Source organism: Streptomyces sp. NPDC002754 (assembly GCF_053592315.1).
This window is the reverse complement of sequence record NZ_JBSFVM010000005.1, coordinates 137445-153131: the sequence shown is the minus strand read 5'-3', so window position 1 is coordinate 153131 and position 15687 is coordinate 137445. Positions and strand designations below refer to the sequence as shown.

The window sequence follows — 15687 nt, the reverse complement described above, 5'->3', positions numbered from 1 at the left end:
CCCCTTAAGAGGGGACGAGCACTGCTTCCAGGAGGGGATATGCGCATCCCGGGCCCGCGCGACGCCCGGACGGGGGCCCCGGCTCGGTGCGGCCTTGAAGCGTGCGGGACAATGGGGCATGTGACTCGGATCGTGATCATCGGCGGCGGACCTGGCGGATACGAGGCGGCCTTGGTGGCCGCGTCCCTCGGGGCGGAGGTGACCGTCGTCGACTGCGACGGCCTCGGCGGGGCGTCGGTGCTGACCGACTGCGTACCGTCGAAGACCTTGATCGCCACGGCCGAGGTGATGACCACCTTCGACTCTTCTTATGAAGAGCTCGGCATCATCGTCGAGGACGACACCCCCGACCCGGACAGCCCGGCCCGTGTCGTCGGCGTGGACCTCGGCAAGGTCAACCGCCGTGTGAAGCGCCTCGCGCTCGCGCAGTCCCATGACATCACCGCTTCCGTCACCCGCGCGGGTGCGCGCGTGCTGCGCGGAAAGGGCCGCCTGGACGGCCAGCAGGCGCTCGACGGCTCCCGCAAGGTGATCGTCACCGCGGCCGACGGCGCGGAGGAGACCCTCGTCGCCGACGCCGTGCTCCTGTGCACCGGCGGCCACCCGCGCGAGCTCGTCGACGCGCAGCCCGACGGCGAGCGGATCCTCAACTGGACGCAGGTGTACGACCTGGACGAGCTCCCCGAGGAGCTCATCGTGGTCGGTTCCGGTGTCACCGGCGCCGAGTTCGCGGGTGCCTACAAGGCGCTCGGCTCCAAGGTCACCCTCGTCTCCTCCCGCGACCGCGTGCTGCCCGGCGAGGACCCGGACGCGGCCGCCGTCCTGGAGGACGTGTTCCGGCGCCGCGGCATGAACGTCATGGCCCGCTCCCGCGCCGCCTCCGCCAAGCGCGTCGGCGACCGCGTCGAGGTCACGCTCTCCGACGGCCGGGTCATCTCCGGCACGCACTGCCTGATGGCGGTCGGCGCCGTGCCCAACAGTGAGGGTCTCGGCCTGGAGGACGCGGGCGTCAGGGTCAAGGAGTCGGGCCACATCTGGACCGACAAGGTCAGCCGCACCACCGCCCCCGGCGTGTACGCGGCCGGTGACGTGACCGGGGTCTTCGCCCTCGCCTCCGTCGCCGCGATGCAGGGCCGCATCGCGATGTACCACTTCCTGGGTGACGCGGTCACGCCGCTGAACCTCAAGACGGTCTCGTCCAACGTGTTCACCGACCCGGAGATCGCGACCGTCGGCTACACGCAGGCCGACGTCGACTCGGGCAAGATCGACGCCCGCGCCGTCAAGCTGCCGCTGCTGCGCAACCCCCGCGCGAAGATGCAGGGCATCCGGGACGGCTTCGTCAAGATCTTCTGTCGTCCGGGTACGGGCATCGTGGTCGGTGGAGTGGTCGTCGCGCCGCGCGCTTCGGAACTGATCCACCCCATCTCGATCGCGGTCGACAACAATCTGACGGTCGAGCAGATCGCGAACACGTTCACCGTGTACCCCTCGCTGTCGGGATCGATCGCGGAAGTGGCGCGGCAGCTGCACACGCGGAAGGTCGCCGAAGAGGGCTGAGGGGGGCAACGGGCCGCAGGTCACGGTGAGTTGCGGCCCATGCGGGGGGCATAGGCGTGACGTATAGGCACCCCGCCGTGCGTATACCACTTCCACGGTTCCTGTGCGAACAGAATCGGTAAATCGGCGCAAACTGCTGAAAGCAGACGGTCGTTGGGGTTACTGTCAGTTTCGTGTTCGCTGCAGAACGTCGTCAATTGATCCTCGAAATGGTGCGAGCCAACGGAGCGGTTTCGCTCCGTGAGCTCGCCCGCGTCGTCCAGACCTCTGAAGTGACCGTACGGCGGGACGTGCGCGCACTGGAGGCAGAAGGACTCCTCGACCGCCGGCACGGCGGTGCGGTATTGCCGGGCGGATTCACGCGGGAGTCCGGTTTTCCGCAGAAGTCACATCTCGCGACCGCAGAGAAGACGGCCATCGCCGATCTCGCCGCGGGTCTCGTCGAAGAGGGCGAGGCCATCGTGGTGGGCGCGGGGACGACCACGCAGGAGCTGGCCCGCCGGCTCGCGCGTGTGCCGGGCCTGACCGTCGTCACCAACTCCCTCCTCGTGGCACAGGCGCTCGCCCATGCCAACAGGGTGGAGGTCGTCATGACCGGTGGCACGCTGCGGGGTTCCAACTATGCGCTGGTGGGCAGCGGGGCGGAGCAGTCCCTGCAGGGCCTGAGAGTGTCGCGCGCCTTCCTGTCCGGCAGTGGTCTGACCGCCGAGCGCGGCCTCTCCACGTCCAACATGCTGTCGGCGTCCGTGGACCGGGCGCTCGTGCAGGCCGCGTCCGAGGTCGTCGTGCTCGCGGATCACACCAAGCTCGGTTCGGACACCATGTTCCAGACCGTGCCGACCGATGTGATCACGCGCCTCGTGACCGACGAGCCGCCCGCGCACGACGACCGGGCGGCGACGGAGCTTCAGGCGCTGGCCGATCAGGGTGTGCAGGTCGCTGTCGCGGGGGGCGGGGCGGAGGGCTCGTCCGGGGGCGGTGAACCCGTCCCGGCGCGGCAGCCGCGCCGGGATGTGCCTCTGCCGGGGCAGCGGCGCGGCCAACTCCCTGGCGGCGGCCACCCCTTGCGCTCCACGTCCCTGGACGCCCCCTCGGAACGCACGGCCCGGGTCGCCGATATGCGCCGCCGCTGAGTGTTGCACCCGTCCGGCGTTGCGGCCACGGGGCTCCGCCCCGGACCCCGCGCCTCAATCGCCGGCGGGGCTTGATTCGGCTTGGCCCGCCTGTCAAGCCCCTGCGGCGATTGAGCAGCGAGGTCTGGGGCAGAGCCCCAGGAGTGCAACCACGTCGCCGGTCAATCGGTGATGCCGCGGAGTGTGAGGCGGAGGAGGCGGTCCGCCACTCCGGGGTCCGACGGAGTCTCCTCCGCCGCGAGGGCAATCGCATTCGTGAGCTGCAAAAGGTCCGTGATGGAAACATCCGGCCGCACCGCCCCCACCCGCTGCGCCCGCGCCAACAACGCCTGCCCCGCCTCCCGCATCGGATCACTGCACCGCGCCAACGCCGAACTCGCGTCCTGCGACGCCGACATGAGGGCCCGGGAAAGCCCCCGGTACTCACTCGCGTGCGTGATGATCTCGCGCAGCCAGGTCACGAGCGCCGTACAGGGCTGCGGAGCGTCGAGGAGCGCCCGCGAGCGCGCCAGCAGATCGTTCACGGCCTCCTCGAAGACGGCGCTCATCAGCGCGTGCCGGTTCGGGAAGTGCCGGTACAGCGTGCCGATGCCGACCCCGGCCCCGCGGGCCACCTCCTCCAAGGACGCCCCCGTGCCGTGCTCGGCGAACGCGATCCGGGCCTGCGCGAGGAGCCGCTCGTAATTGCGGCGCGCGTCCGCGCGCATCCGGCGCGAGCGGTCGTGCTCGGCTGTCGTCATCGGGCCTCCCTGGGCGTGCGCGGACCCTGGGGCCCTGGTGCGCGGTACTTCAAGGATGCCCGATCGCGGGACCGCGACGGTGTGGAGGGACCGCCACCGCGGTAGCGTCGATACGGAGGGCGCGGACGCAGGACGCCCTGGAGCGCGGCATGGACATCAGTGACGCGGGCCGACGAGGAGTGCGGCAGCTCGTCCGGGAACGCGAAGAGGCCGTGGACGTGGCCGAGTTGCGCTTCCAGCCTGTGGACCATCCGTTGACCGAGCCGCAGCGGATGTACGCGCTGCTCGCCGCCGCGCTCGCGTCCGTCGGGCGGCCGGGGCAGGGGGTCGCCGCCGTGGCCGGGGACGGGGTGGTGCGGGCGCTCGACGCCGTCGCGGCGGAGCTGCTGCCGCGCCTGGACCGCGACGACATCGACGTACGGGCCGTGGAGTGCGCCGTGCCCGACGTGCCATGGCTCCTGCTGCTGAGGGACCTCGCGCCGGGCCGCGCCGCCGCCCGCGCCCTCGGCCTGACCGAGCGCGAGCACCGCACCCTGGAGCACATCGACGCCGGCCGCACCCCGGCCGAGGCGGCGCGTGCGATGGGCATCTCGCTGACGACCGTACGGGGGTATGTGGCCGCCCTGCACCGCAAGTTGAACGCCGGGCACACGGCGGCGCTGCTGCGCGCGGGGCGCGAGGCGGGGCTGCTGGGGGAGTGAGGCGCCCCTCAGAATTGACGGCTGGCCCGGCCGGGAGCCGCCCGCTTCACTGGTGGAATCCAGTGGCATCCACGGGCCTCAGGGGGAACGCCATGACCGCCACACCATCACCCGCGCACGTCCCGGTCTCCAGGGGAGTCGCCGTCGAACGGGTCCGTCCGCTGCGGGCCGTCATGGCCGCGGTCCTCGTGCTCGGGCCACTGCTGTTCATCGTCGCCTCGCTCCTGTCCCCGTACGACATGACGGAGGACAAGACGTCGAGGATCGTCGCCGACATCGCCGCCAACGAGGGCCGGGAGAAGGCCGCCGCCTGGGCGTGGCTGGCCCTGGGGATCATGATGGCCGCGGCGGCCCTGCTGGTCTCCGTGTACGTCATGGCGCGCTCCCCGAAGCTGGGGCTCGCCGGGCTGCTGCTGTTCGGCGGCGGCGCCACCGCCGCGAATATGGCGCCCTCGTACGACTTCGTGACGCTCGCGGGCCTCGACAAGGGCGTCGACCAGGTGACGATCGTGAAGGTCCTCGACGGCGGCGACAGTCTGCCGATGGCAGCGGTCGCCGGGATCTGGTTCATCGCGGGGCTCGTCCTCGGCGTCGTCCTCCTCGGCATCGGGCTGCTGCGCAGCCACGCCGTGCCGGCCTGGGCGGCCTGGGTGCTGATGGTCTCGATGCCGCTGAACGTCGTGGGCTGGACCACTGGTGTCGAGGCCCTCGCGTACGCGGGGTTCGCGCTGCTGACCGTCGCCTTCGGCGTGATCGCGCTGGAGATCGCCCACCACGGAACCGGCTGGGCGCGGGCCGAACCCTGACCCGCCGACCCGCGCACAGGCAAGGGCCCGTTGAACCGGCTTCGGTTCAACGGGCCCTTCGCGTACGCCGGTTTCCCGGTGTCAGTCCTTGATCTCGCAGATCGCGGCGCCGGAGGTGAGGGAGGCGCCGATCTCGGCGGACAGGCCCTTGACGGTGCCCGACTTGTGGGCGTTCAGGGGCTGTTCCATCTTCATGGCCTCCAGGACGACGACGAGGTCGCCCTCCTTGACCTCCTGGCCCTCCTCGACGGCGACCTTGACGATCGTGCCCTGCATCGGGGAGGCGAGGGTGTCGCCGGAGGCGGCGGAGCCGGACTTCTTGGCGGCGCGCCGCTTGGGCTTGGCGCCCGCGGTCAGGCCGGTGCGGGCCAGGGACATGCCCATGCCCGCGGGGAGGGAGACCTCCAGGCGCTTGCCGCCGACCTCGACGACGATGTTCTCGCGGCCCGCCTCGTCCTCTTCCTCACCGGGCGCCGGGGCGGCGAACGGCTCGATGTCGTTGACGAACTCGGTCTCGATCCACCGCGTGAAGATCGTGAACGGGTCTTCGCCGCCGGTGAGTTCGGGGGCGAACGCCGGGTCGGTGACGACCTTGCGGTGGAAGGGGATGGCAGTGGCCATGCCCTCGACCTCGAACTCGGCGAGCGCGCGCGAGGCCCGCTGGAGGGCCTCCTTGCGGGTGCGGCCGGTGACGATCAGCTTGGCGAGCAGGGAGTCCCAGGCCGGGCCGATCACGGAGCCGGACTCGACGCCCGCGTCCAGGCGGACACCGGGGCCCGCCGGGCCCTCGAACTTGGTGACGGTGCCCGGGGCGGGCAGGAAGCCGCGGCCCGGGTCCTCGCCGTTGATGCGGAACTCGAAGGAGTGGCCGCGCAGTTCCGGGTCGCCGTAGCCGAGTTCCTCGCCGTCGGCGATGCGGAACATCTCGCGGACGAGGTCGATGCCGGCGACCTCCTCGGTGACCGGGTGCTCGACCTGGAGGCGGGTGTTGACCTCGAGGAAGGAGATCGTGCCGTCCGCGCCGACGAGGAACTCGACGGTGCCCGCGCCGACGTAGCCGGCCTCCTTGAGGATCGCCTTCGAGGACGAGTACAGCTGCTCCAGCTGCGCCTCGGACAGGAAGGGCGCCGGGGCCTCCTCCACGAGCTTCTGGTGGCGGCGCTGCAGCGAGCAGTCACGGGTGGAGACGACGACCACGTTGCCGTGCTGGTCGGCCAGGCACTGGGTCTCCACGTGGCGGGGTTTGTCGAGGTAGCGCTCGACGAAGCACTCGCCGCGGCCGAACGCGGCGACGGCCTCGCGGACCGCGGACTCGTACAGCTCGGGGACCTCGTCGAGGGTGCGGGCGACCTTCAGGCCGCGGCCGCCGCCACCGAACGCGGCCTTGATCGCGATCGGCAGGCCGTGTTCCTCGGCGAACGCGACGACCTCGTCGGAACCGGAGACCGGGTCCGGGGTGCCTGCGACCAGCGGGGCGCCGGCGCGCTGCGCGATGTGGCGGGCGGCGACCTTGTCGCCGAGGTCGCGGATGGCGTGCGGGGGCGGGCCGATCCAGATCAGGCCGGCGTCGAGGACGGCCTGGGCGAACTCGGCGTTCTCCGACAGGAATCCGTAGCCGGGGTGGATGGCGTCCGCGCCGGAGTCCTTGGCCGCCTGGAGCACCTTGGCGATGTCCAGGTAGCTGGTGGCCGGGGTGTCCCCGCCAAGGGCGAATGCCTCGTCGGCCGCACGGACGTGCAGAGCGTCCCGGTCCGGCTCGGCGTAGACGGCAACGCTCGCGATCCCCGTGTCCCGGCATGCCCGGGCCACGCGGACAGCGATTTCGCCACGGTTGGCGATGAGCACCTTGCGCACGATGGCTCCCTCCTTGCTGTGTCTTCCCGGGGACTGTCCCCATGTGCGGCTGTGCCGCGGGCCCCGGACTCCCGGCCGTTGTCGCCCGAGCCGGGGCGGTCGGCGGGTCACCATGAAGCTTGACTCACTGAAACAAGCTGAGTTTAGGGACTGCCGACACGGACCCACGAGGCTCCCCCGGGCGTGAGCTTGCCCACACGGAGTGTCACCCGGGGTCCATCTGGTACATGAAATCCCTTGTCGCGCCTGGATACGCGCGGTCCCTCACCGCCACCCTAGCCCGCCTCTGTGGTCAAGGTCTCTGTGAGACCGTGCTGCGGCCCGGCGGCATTCTTTGTGGAGTCCCTACGAATGGCCCAACGATTCTTTGCCTTCGCGGGAACCTCGGCAGAACCCTTGTACGGGGGTTTACCCGTTAGTAGCGTTCGGGATGTCTTGGCCGTACTAGCGGTAACAGTCAGTGGAAGTGGGTGGGGCCGGTGGCACGCAGGCCGGTGGCGTGGGTGGCCGCGATCGTGTTGTTCGCGGAGGCGTTCGGGATCGTTCTCCTGAACTGGTTTCTGGGCCTGGTGGTCGACAGTCAGGAGATGTCCCTCGCCGGGCTCGACTCGCGGGCGATGTCGGTGGGCGCGTGGATAGCGGGCGGCCTGTTCGGGCTGTATCTGGTGGTGTGCGGGATCGTCCTCGTGCGCACCGCGAGCGTCGACCGGGCGCCGGGCGGATTCGGGCGGATCCTGCTGATCAGCGCGGCCGTGGTGCACGGGCTGCTCGGGGCGTTCTCGATCAGCCTGGTGGGCTGGCTCAGCTTCGTGTTCATGATGGTCGTGCTCGCGCTGCTCGTGCTGACGCTGGTGGCGTACGACAGGCACGAGCAGGGCGAGCGGAGGCCGGAGCGGAACGCCTCCGCGCAGAACGGGCCCGCTACTCCGCCGGCGCCCACAACTCCGTGATGCCGATGCCGAGTTCGGCGAGGAGGCGGCGGAGCAGGGGCAGCGAGAGTCCGATCACGTTGCCGTGGTCGCCGTCGATGCCGTCGATGAACGGGGCCGAGCGGCCGTCCAGGGTGAACGCGCCCGCCACGTAGAGGGGTTCGCCCGTCGCCACGTACGCGGCGATCTCCGCGTCGCTCGGCTCGCCGAACCGGACGACGGTGGAGGCGGTCCCCGAGCTGTACCGGCCACTCGCTGTGTCGTACACGCAGTGGCCGGTCTGCAGCGTGCCCGCGCGGCCGCGCATCGACTTCCAGCGGGCCGTGGCCTCCTCGGCGTCGGCCGGCTTGCCGAGCGCCTCGCCGTCGAGGTCGAGCACGGAGTCGCAGCCGATGACGACGGCGCCGTGGGCCTCGGGCAGCGCCGCGACCACGGAGGCCTTGGCCTCGGCGAGGGCGAGGGCGAGTTCCGCGGGCGTCGGGGCCGTCACGGCGTCCTCGTCGACCCCGCTGACGATCACCTCGGGGGCGAAACCGGCCTGTCGCAGCAGGCCGAGGCGGGCGGGGGACTGGGAGGCCAGGATCAGGCGGCGTGGAGCGGTCATGGGGCCCAGGTTATCCAGCGCGACGCCACGCGATGCCCGGCTACGTACTCGCTAGCCGATCCCCAGCATCAGGAACGCGAGAACCATCGCGAGCGCCACCACGAACCCCGCGCGCCGCAGCATCGCCTGCGTTTCGCGGAGCTCCTCTGGGGGCTCGTTCTCGGGGTCTGACCACAGCACATACAACATGGTGCTGCTCGCGCGTGCGGGGTGCCTGAGTACGCGTACTCAGGCACCCCGCTACGAAGGGACTAATTCACGCGGGCCAGTACGTGCGCGACCAGCTCGACGCCCCCGGCGCGGGCAGCCGGTGCCGGGCGATGCGGGAGGGGTCCGACCACGCGTCCCGGCCCTCCGTCGCGGCCGGGGCGTCCGGGACCGCCGCGGCGCGCGCCTGGACCACCGCCAGTGCGGCGGCCAGCTCCTCGGGGGTCGGATTGCCCCGTACGACCTTGATCATCACAGCGGCGCTCCTTACAGCGGGATGTTGCCGTGCTTCTTCGGGGGCAGTGATTCCCGCTTGGTGCGCAGCTGACGCAGGCCGCGGACGACGTGGGAGCGGGTGTCGGAGGGCATGACGACCGCGTCGATGTAGCCGCGTTCGGCCGCCGTGTAGGGGTTGAGGAGGGTGTCCTCGTAGTCCTGGATGAGCTGGGCGCGGGTCTCTTCGACGTTGCCCGCGGCCTCGGCGGCCGCGATCGTCTTGCGGTGCAGGATGTTGACCGCGCCCTGGGCGCCCATGACGGCGATCTGGGCGGTGGGCCAGGCCAGGTTGAGGTCGGCGCCCAGGTGCTTGGAGCCCATGACGTCGTAGGCGCCGCCGAAGGCCTTGCGGGTGATGATCGTGATGAGCGGGACGGTGGCCTCGGCGTAGGCGAAGATCAGCTTGGCGCCGCGCCGGATGATGCCCTCGTGCTCCTGCTCGACGCCGGGCAGGAAGCCGGGGACGTCGACGAAGGTCAGCACGGGGACGTTGAAGGCGTCGCAGGTGCGGACGAAGCGTGCGGCCTTCTCGCTCGCGTGGATGTCGAGGCAGCCGGCGAACTGCATCGGCTGGTTGGCGACGATGCCGACCGGGCTGCCCTCGACGCGGCCGAAGCCGGTGATGATGTTCGGCGCGAACAGGGCCTGGGTCTCGAAGAAGTCGGCGTCGTCCACGACGTGTTCGATCGCCGTGCGCATGTCGTAGGGCTGGTTGGCGCTGTCCGGGATGAGGGTGTCGAGCTCGCGGTCCTCGTCGGTGAGCGCGAGGTCGGCCTCCTCGGGGAAGGCGGGCGGCTCGCTCAGGTTGTTCGACGGCAGGTAGGACAGCAGCGACTTGATGTACTCGATCGCGTCCTTCTCGTCGCCCGCCATGTGGTGGGCGACACCGGAGCGGGTGTTGTGGGCGCGGGCGCCGCCGAGTTCCTCCATCCCGACGTCCTCGCCGGTGACGGTCTTGATGACGTCGGGTCCTGTGATGAACATGTGGGAGGTCTGGTCGACCATGACCGTGAAGTCGGTGATGGCGGGCGAGTAGACGGCGCCGCCCGCGCACGGGCCGACGACGAGGGAGATCTGCGGGATGACGCCGGAGGCGTGGGTGTTGCGGCGGAAGATCTCGCCGTACATGCCCAGGGCCATGACGCCTTCCTGGATGCGGGCGCCGCCGGAGTCGTTGATGCCGATGACCGGGCAGCCGGTCTTCAGCGCGAAGTCCATCACCTTCATGATCTTCTGCCCGTAGACCTCGCCGAGGGCTCCGCCGAAGACGGTGAAGTCCTGCGAGAAGACGGCGACGGGGCGGCCGTCGACGGTGCCGTATCCGGTCACGACACCGTCGCCGTAGGGCTTGTTGGCCTCGAGGCCGAAGTCCGTGGAGCGGTGCCGGGCGAACTCGTCCAGCTCCACGAAGGAGTCCTCGTCGAGCAGCAGCTCGATCCGCTCACGCGCGGTCAACTTGCCCTTGGCGTGCTGCTTTTCGACCGCGCGGGCGGAACCCGCATGGGTCGCCTCGCCGATCCGGCGCCGCAGATCCTCGATCTTGCCTGCGGTCGTGTGGATGTCGGTCTGCGCTGTCGGCTGTTCCAACTCGGACATCGGGATGCGGCTCCCTGCCTGCTTCGACGCTGCTCACGGGGGACGGTTCGGGGAAGTTCAAGAATCGGGAAGTTCAAAAAAAGGGGGAGTGGGGCTACTGATTCGTAGCGTAGTGGCCTGAATACCGTTCAGCAGTGCGGTCTTTGCCACACCTAGGCTGGGTTGCATGACGCCGCGAGATGGTTCAGACGTACCCGCCAGCCCCTGGTCCGACCTGGAGAGGCCGCCCCTGGCCGAGGCCGGCCTCCGCCGTTCCCTGGTACGGGAAGGGGGGCTGTGGTCGTCCGTGGAGGTGGTGCCCCGCACGGGGTCCACCAACACGGATCTGGTGGAGCGGGCCTCGGCGGGGTCCGTGGCCGAGGGCACCGTGCTCGTCGCCGAGGAGCAGAGCGCGGCGCGCGGGCGGCTCGACCGGAGCTGGTCGGCGCCGCCGCGCTCCGGCCTGTTCTTCTCCGTGCTGCTCAAGCCGGGGGAGCACGAGGTGCCGGTGGCGCGCTGGGGCTGGCTGCCGCTGCTCACCGGGGTCGCGGTGGCCACGGCGCTCTCCTCGGCGGCCGGTGTCGACACCGCCCTGAAGTGGCCGAACGACGTGCTCCTCACGGTCGACGGCGAGGAGCGCAAGGCGGGCGGCATCCTCCTGGAGCGGGCCGGTTCGGACGCCGTCGTGATCGGCGTCGGCCTGAACGTGTCGCTGCGCGCCGACGAGTTGCCCGTCCCGACGGCCGGTTCGCTCACGCTCGCCGGGGCGAAGGTCTCCGACCGGGAGCCGGTGCTGCGGGCCGTGCTGCGGTCCTTGGAGCGGTGGTACGTCGAGTGGTGCGCGGCCGAGGGCGACCCCGGCCTCTCGCAGCTGCAGGAGGCGTACGCGGCGGGCTGCGCCACGCTCGGCCGCGAGGTGCGGGCGATTCTGCCGGGCGACCGGGAGCTGGTGGGCGAGGCGGTCGCCATCGACGGCGACGGCCGCCTCGTGATCGCCCCGGCGGCCGCCGGGGCCCGGGAAGCGGTCGGCGCGGGCGACATCGTCCACCTGCGACCTGCGTAGGCCGTACGATCGGGCGGCTCCGAAGCGACGCCACCCGGAAGCGAACGGAGTGACGTGGGGCACAGGGGCTGCCGTAGAGTTGAGCCCGGTCGATACCTGACCGCGGCAGATCGGAAGGGCAGCAGGCGTGACCGTCGACGACTCGGGCTCCGGCACGGGCTCTCCCACCGACCCCGAGAAGCCGGAAGGTGCGGAACCAGAAGAGGCAGAGACAGAGGATCCCCTCGCTCTGCGGCTCGAAGGGCTCATCCTCGGGGCCGAGCGCAGATACACCCCGTTCCAGGCGGCGCGCAGCGCGGGCGTCTCCATGGAACTGGCCTCCCGGTTCTGGCGGGCCATGGGCTTCGCCGACATCGGGCAGGCCAAGGCCCTCACCGAGGCCGATGTCCTCGCGCTGCGGCGGCTCGCCGGTCTCGTGGAGGCGGGGCTGCTCAGCGAGGCCATGGCCGTGCAGGTCGCCCGGTCCACCGGGCAGACCACCGCGCGGCTCGCCGAATGGCAGATCGACTCGTTCCTGGAGGGCCTCACCGAACCCCCGGAACCCGGCATGACCCGCACCGAGGTCACGTATCCGCTGATGGAGCTCCTCCTGCCGGAGCTGGAGGAGTTCCTCGTCTACGTGTGGCGGCGCCAGCTCGCCGCGGCGACAGGGCGCGTCGTGCAGGCCGGTGACGACGAGGAGATGGTCGACCGGCGGCTCGCCGTCGGATTCGCGGACCTCGTCGGGTTCACGCGGCTCACCCGGCGCATGGAGGAGGAGGAACTCGGCGAGCTCGTCGAGGCCTTCGAGACCACCGCGGCGGACCTCGTCGCGGCGCACGGCGGCCGGCTCGTCAAGACTCTCGGCGACGAGGTCCTGTACGCGGCCGACGACGCGGGCGTCGCGAGCGAGATCGCGCTGCGCCTGATCGAGACGATGAGCAACGACGAGACGATGCCGGAGCTGCGCGTCGGCCTCGCGTTCGGCACGGTCACCACACGGATGGGCGATGTCTTCGGCTCGACCGTGAACCTCGCGAGCCGCCTCACGTCGATAGCGCCACGGGACAACGTGCTGGTGGACGGCGCCTTCGCCCAGGAACTGATCAGGATCGGCGAGACACCCACCTCGGAGGCGGAGGCCGCCGCCGAGGCGCAGAAGGCGAAGGAGGACGGCGAGGAGCCGCCCACCTACCGGTTCGCGCTGCAACCCATGTGGCAGCGCCCCGTACGCGGCCTCGGCGTCGTCGAACCCTGGACGCTGACCAGGCGCACCTGACAACCTTGGCGGTTAACTGGCGTTAACCGAGAGGGCGTGTCATGGGTGACGAGCGGCGGTTCGGGGAGTTCGTGGCGGTGCGCCGCCACGAGGGCGGGACGGTCGCCGAGCTGGTGCTCGACCGGCCGAAGGCCATGAACGCCGTGTCGAGCGACATGGCGCGGGCGATCACCGGCGCCTGCGAGGCGCTGTCCCGCGACCGGGACGTCCGGGTCACCGTCCTCACCTCCAGCGCCGAGCGCGCCTTCTGCGTCGGCGCCGACCTCAAGGAGCGGAACTCCTTCTCCGACGCGGACCTGCTGCGCCAGCGGCCCGTGACCCGCGCCGCGTACACGGGTGTCCTGGAGCTGCCGATGCCGGCGATCGCGGCCGTGCACGGCTTCGCGCTCGGCGGCGGCTTCGAGCTGGCGCTCGCCTGCGACCTGATCGTGGCCGACGGGACGGCCGTCGTGGGCCTGCCCGAGGTGTCCGTCGGGGTGATCCCCGGCGGGGGCGGTACGCAGCTGCTGCCGCGCCGCGTCGGGGCCGCGCGGGCCGCCGAGCTGATCTTCACGGCGCGCCGGGTGCGGGCGGCGGAGGCCGCTGACCTGGGGCTCGTGGACCAGGTCGTGGACGCGGGCTCGGACCGCGAGGAGGCGCTGGCGCTCGGCGCGCGGATCGCCGCCAACTCGCCGGTCGGCCTGCGCGCGTCGAAGAAGGCGCTGCGCCTCGGGCACGGCCTCGACCTGCGGGCGGGCCTGGAGGTGGAGGACGCGGCGTGGCGGTCCGTGGCGTTCTCCGGGGACCGGGCCGAGGGCGTGGCGGCGTTCAACGAGAAGCGCAGCCCGCAGTGGCCCGGCGAGTGACGAGGGCCAGTCGCGGCACCGGCCCCGCCGATTACTCTACGTGACAATCGCCGGGTTGGGAACCCTCGGTCGGTGCCCACAATTCACCGAAATGCCCGAAAACTCCTTACTCTGGAGCGATGGGTGAGGACGTTCGGCTACGCGCCGTGGTGAAGCTCGCGCAGGGCATGGCCGCTGCACGGAGCCCGCACGACTCCTGGCGCGCGGCCGCGCGCGGCGCCTGCCACGCGCTGTCCGGAAGCTTCGCCGCGCTCTCCATGTGGGAGCGCGAGCGCGGCCGGCTGCGGGTGCTCGTCAACGTAGGGAAGCTGGCCGAGGGCGAGGAGGAGTTCCCCGACGGCGAGGGCTACCCGGTGCACCAGTTCCCCGAGATCACCGAATTCCTGCACGAACGCTGGGCCAAGGGCGGCGAGCCGGACGCCTGGGTCGAGACGGCCGAGGGCCCCGTGGACCGGGCCGGCTACTGCCATCAGCGGGTCGCCGCGCTACGACGCCGGGGCCGCGGCTGCTGCGTCGTCGCGCCGATCGTGCTGCACGGGCGGGCCTGGGGTGAGCTGTATGTGGCGCGGCCGACCGGCGCCGAGGTGTTCGACCGCTCCGACGCCGACTTCGCCACGGTCCTCGCGGCGGTCGTCGCGGCCGGCATCGCGCAGACCGAACGCCTGGAGGAGGCGCGCCGCCTCGCCTTCACCGACGCCCTGACCGGCCTCGCCAACCGGCGCGCGGTCGACATACGCCTCGACGAGGCCGTGGAGCGGCACCGGGCCGACGGCTCCGTGGTCAGCCTCGTCGTCTGCGACCTCAACGGCCTGAAGCGGGTCAACGACACCTACGGGCACGCGGCGGGCGACCGGCTCCTCGAACGGTTCGGCTCGGTGCTCTCGCTGTGCGGGGCGATGCTGCCGGGAGCGCTCTCCGCGCGGCTCGGCGGCGACGAGTTCTCGCTCGTGGCCGTGGGGCCGTCGGCCGACGAAGTGGTCCGGGTCGGCGACGAGATCTGCTCCCGGGCCGCCGACCTCGACCACGGCGACGGCGTCGCCTGCGGCATCGCGTCGACCGGGGACCCCATCGGTGAGGTCGCGAACGCGCGGCGCCTCTTCCGCCTCGCGGACGCCGCCCAGTACAAGGCGAAGGCGCTGCGCGCGGCGAAGCCCGTGGTGGCCGGGCGCGACGGCGGACTCGAGGACCCGGTGGTCCGCCTCGCGGACTCCCCGCCACCGGCCGCGGGCGAGGGTGAACGGCGCCGGATCAGGGGCCTGGAGCCCGGAGCCGGCCGGTAAGTGGCGGGCCGCCCGGCGGAGTTGCTCGGGCGCCCGGTCCGAACGACGGGATCTACGCCTCGTACGCCCTGGTCCTGCGCACCGAGTACGCGACGAAGCCGACGCCCAGGCCGAGGAAGGCCGAGCCGCCGATCACGTACGGCGTCGTGTCCACCTGGCCCGTGTCGGCCAGGCGGAGTTGGCGGTCGGACTGCTCGGTGACCGCGGTGGTGGTGCGCTGTTGGTCGGCATGGGTGATGTGCTCGGGGTTCGCCGTCGCTGTGGGAACGAACCACAGCGCGCCGAGAAGCGCTGCTGCGGCGGCGGCGGTGAACAGTGATCGACGTGCGGCAGGCACGGAAGCGATCCCCCTTGTGGCGCTGGCGAATTGGCCGTGTGGGCTCATGTTAGTGACAGACGTGGGTCACAGGAAAGTCACGAGGCCCATGGGTCGTACGCTCCGCTCATGAGCACTGATGACACGTCACGTTTTGTTCGCCTCAAGGTGGAATTGGTCCTGGAGGTCTCCGACACGGAGGCGCTGACCGGGGCCGCGCTGCAGCGCGTCGCGGAGGACGAGGAGACCGGGCCCGAGGAGCGCGCGCAGGCGGTGAGCGCCGTGGAGGAGGACGAGGCGGAGGCGGTCGCGTATCTCGTGGACCCGTTCGATCTGGTCGCCGATGTTCCGGGGGCCGAACTCGTGCAGGCCTCCTGGTCCAGCGAGCAGGTCGACTACGACCCCGATTCGCCCGATTGGGACCTCGGCGAGGATGATGAGGAGGGGGACGCGGAAGACGGCGTGTAGCGGTCCATGAAACGGGAACCCTGGGCGGCAACCGCCGCCCAGGGTTTTGTCGTCCCTGGTGAGGGGCCCGAC

The 15687-nt window shown here is 71.4% G+C and carries 17 protein-coding genes; 10 read left to right on the top strand and 7 right to left on the bottom strand.

Annotated features, from left to right (window positions below; translation table 11 throughout):
• Positions 1–111: 111 nt before the first annotated feature.
• Positions 112–1560 (top strand): NAD(P)H-quinone dehydrogenase, encoded by a 1449-nt coding sequence (locus ACWD2L_RS14715; protein ID WP_351336946.1) that lies wholly within the window; start codon positions 112–114, stop codon positions 1558–1560.
• A 173-nt stretch (positions 1561–1733) separates the two neighbouring features.
• Positions 1734–2693, top strand: coding sequence for a DeoR/GlpR family DNA-binding transcription regulator (locus ACWD2L_RS14710; RefSeq protein ID WP_351336948.1), 960 nt, complete (start codon positions 1734–1736; stop codon positions 2691–2693).
• 161 nt (positions 2694–2854) lie between these two features.
• Here the strand turns inward: ACWD2L_RS14710 and ACWD2L_RS14705 are convergent, their stop codons facing one another.
• A complete protein-coding gene (locus tag ACWD2L_RS14705; protein ID WP_351337059.1) occupies positions 2855–3400 on the bottom strand; it encodes a TetR/AcrR family transcriptional regulator in 546 nt (181 codons plus the stop codon).
• Between the two features lie 182 nt (positions 3401–3582).
• Here ACWD2L_RS14705 and ACWD2L_RS14700 point away from each other — a divergent pair, with 182 nt between their 5' ends.
• On the top strand, positions 3583–4134 hold the full coding sequence (locus ACWD2L_RS14700) for a response regulator transcription factor (RefSeq protein ID WP_351336950.1): 552 nt from the start codon (positions 3583–3585) through the stop codon (positions 4132–4134).
• A 92-nt stretch (positions 4135–4226) separates the two neighbouring features.
• Positions 4227–4940, top strand: a complete 714-nt coding sequence (locus ACWD2L_RS14695) for a hypothetical protein (protein WP_351336953.1) — start codon at positions 4227–4229, stop codon at positions 4938–4940.
• Between the two features lie 81 nt (positions 4941–5021).
• On the opposite strand, the gene ACWD2L_RS14690 is transcribed toward ACWD2L_RS14695, so the two are convergent.
• Positions 5022–6794, bottom strand: a complete 1773-nt coding sequence (locus tag ACWD2L_RS14690; RefSeq protein ID WP_351336955.1) for an acetyl/propionyl/methylcrotonyl-CoA carboxylase subunit alpha — start codon at positions 6792–6794, stop codon at positions 5022–5024.
• A 479-nt stretch (positions 6795–7273) separates the two neighbouring features.
• Between ACWD2L_RS14690 and ACWD2L_RS14685 the strand changes: the two genes are divergently transcribed.
• Positions 7274–7744 (top strand): hypothetical protein, encoded by a 471-nt coding sequence (locus ACWD2L_RS14685; protein ID WP_451189699.1) that lies wholly within the window; start codon positions 7274–7276, stop codon positions 7742–7744.
• Here ACWD2L_RS14685 and ACWD2L_RS14680 read toward each other — a convergent pair.
• The 4 genes from ACWD2L_RS14680 to ACWD2L_RS14665 form a co-directional block, all read right to left on the bottom strand.
• The gene (locus tag ACWD2L_RS14680; RefSeq protein WP_351336960.1) at positions 7716–8327 is read right to left on the bottom strand and encodes a nucleoside triphosphate pyrophosphatase; all 612 of its coding nucleotides are present in this window, start codon (positions 8325–8327) and stop codon (positions 7716–7718) included. The genes ACWD2L_RS14685 and ACWD2L_RS14680 overlap by 29 nt on opposite strands.
• Before the next feature lie 51 nt (positions 8328–8378).
• Positions 8379–8507, bottom strand: a complete 129-nt coding sequence (mmpB, locus tag ACWD2L_RS14675; RefSeq protein WP_351336962.1) for a morphogenic membrane protein MmpB — start codon at positions 8505–8507, stop codon at positions 8379–8381.
• A 76-nt stretch (positions 8508–8583) separates the two neighbouring features.
• Positions 8584–8790: an acyl-CoA carboxylase subunit epsilon gene (locus ACWD2L_RS14670; RefSeq protein WP_351336965.1), complete on the bottom strand. Its 207-nt coding sequence runs from the start codon at positions 8788–8790 to the stop codon at positions 8584–8586.
• 11 nt (positions 8791–8801) lie between these two features.
• Entirely contained in the window at positions 8802–10406 is a 1605-nt protein-coding gene (locus tag ACWD2L_RS14665) for an acyl-CoA carboxylase subunit beta (protein WP_351336967.1), read from the bottom strand.
• A gap of 166 nt (positions 10407–10572) precedes the next feature.
• Here ACWD2L_RS14665 and ACWD2L_RS14660 point away from each other — a divergent pair, with 166 nt between their 5' ends.
• From ACWD2L_RS14660 to ACWD2L_RS14645, 4 genes are all read left to right on the top strand, one after another.
• A complete protein-coding gene (locus ACWD2L_RS14660) occupies positions 10573–11448 on the top strand; it encodes a biotin--[acetyl-CoA-carboxylase] ligase (RefSeq protein WP_351336970.1) in 876 nt (291 codons plus the stop codon).
• 127 nt (positions 11449–11575) lie between these two features.
• On the top strand, positions 11576–12706 hold the full coding sequence (locus ACWD2L_RS14655) for an adenylate/guanylate cyclase domain-containing protein (RefSeq protein WP_351336973.1): 1131 nt from the start codon (positions 11576–11578) through the stop codon (positions 12704–12706).
• A gap of 41 nt (positions 12707–12747) precedes the next feature.
• The gene (locus ACWD2L_RS14650) at positions 12748–13551 is read left to right on the top strand and encodes an enoyl-CoA hydratase/isomerase family protein (protein WP_351336975.1); all 804 of its coding nucleotides are present in this window, start codon (positions 12748–12750) and stop codon (positions 13549–13551) included.
• A gap of 119 nt (positions 13552–13670) precedes the next feature.
• Positions 13671–14831: a GGDEF domain-containing protein gene (locus tag ACWD2L_RS14645; protein ID WP_351336978.1), complete on the top strand. Its 1161-nt coding sequence runs from the start codon at positions 13671–13673 to the stop codon at positions 14829–14831.
• A 52-nt stretch (positions 14832–14883) separates the two neighbouring features.
• On the opposite strand, the gene ACWD2L_RS14640 is transcribed toward ACWD2L_RS14645, so the two are convergent.
• Positions 14884–15216 (bottom strand): hypothetical protein, encoded by a 333-nt coding sequence (locus ACWD2L_RS14640; protein WP_451189691.1) that lies wholly within the window; start codon positions 15214–15216, stop codon positions 14884–14886.
• 60 nt (positions 15217–15276) lie between these two features.
• Between ACWD2L_RS14640 and ACWD2L_RS14635 the strand changes: the two genes are divergently transcribed.
• Entirely contained in the window at positions 15277–15615 is a 339-nt protein-coding gene (locus tag ACWD2L_RS14635) for a hypothetical protein (RefSeq protein ID WP_351336984.1), read from the top strand.
• Positions 15616–15687: the final 72 nt, after the last annotated feature.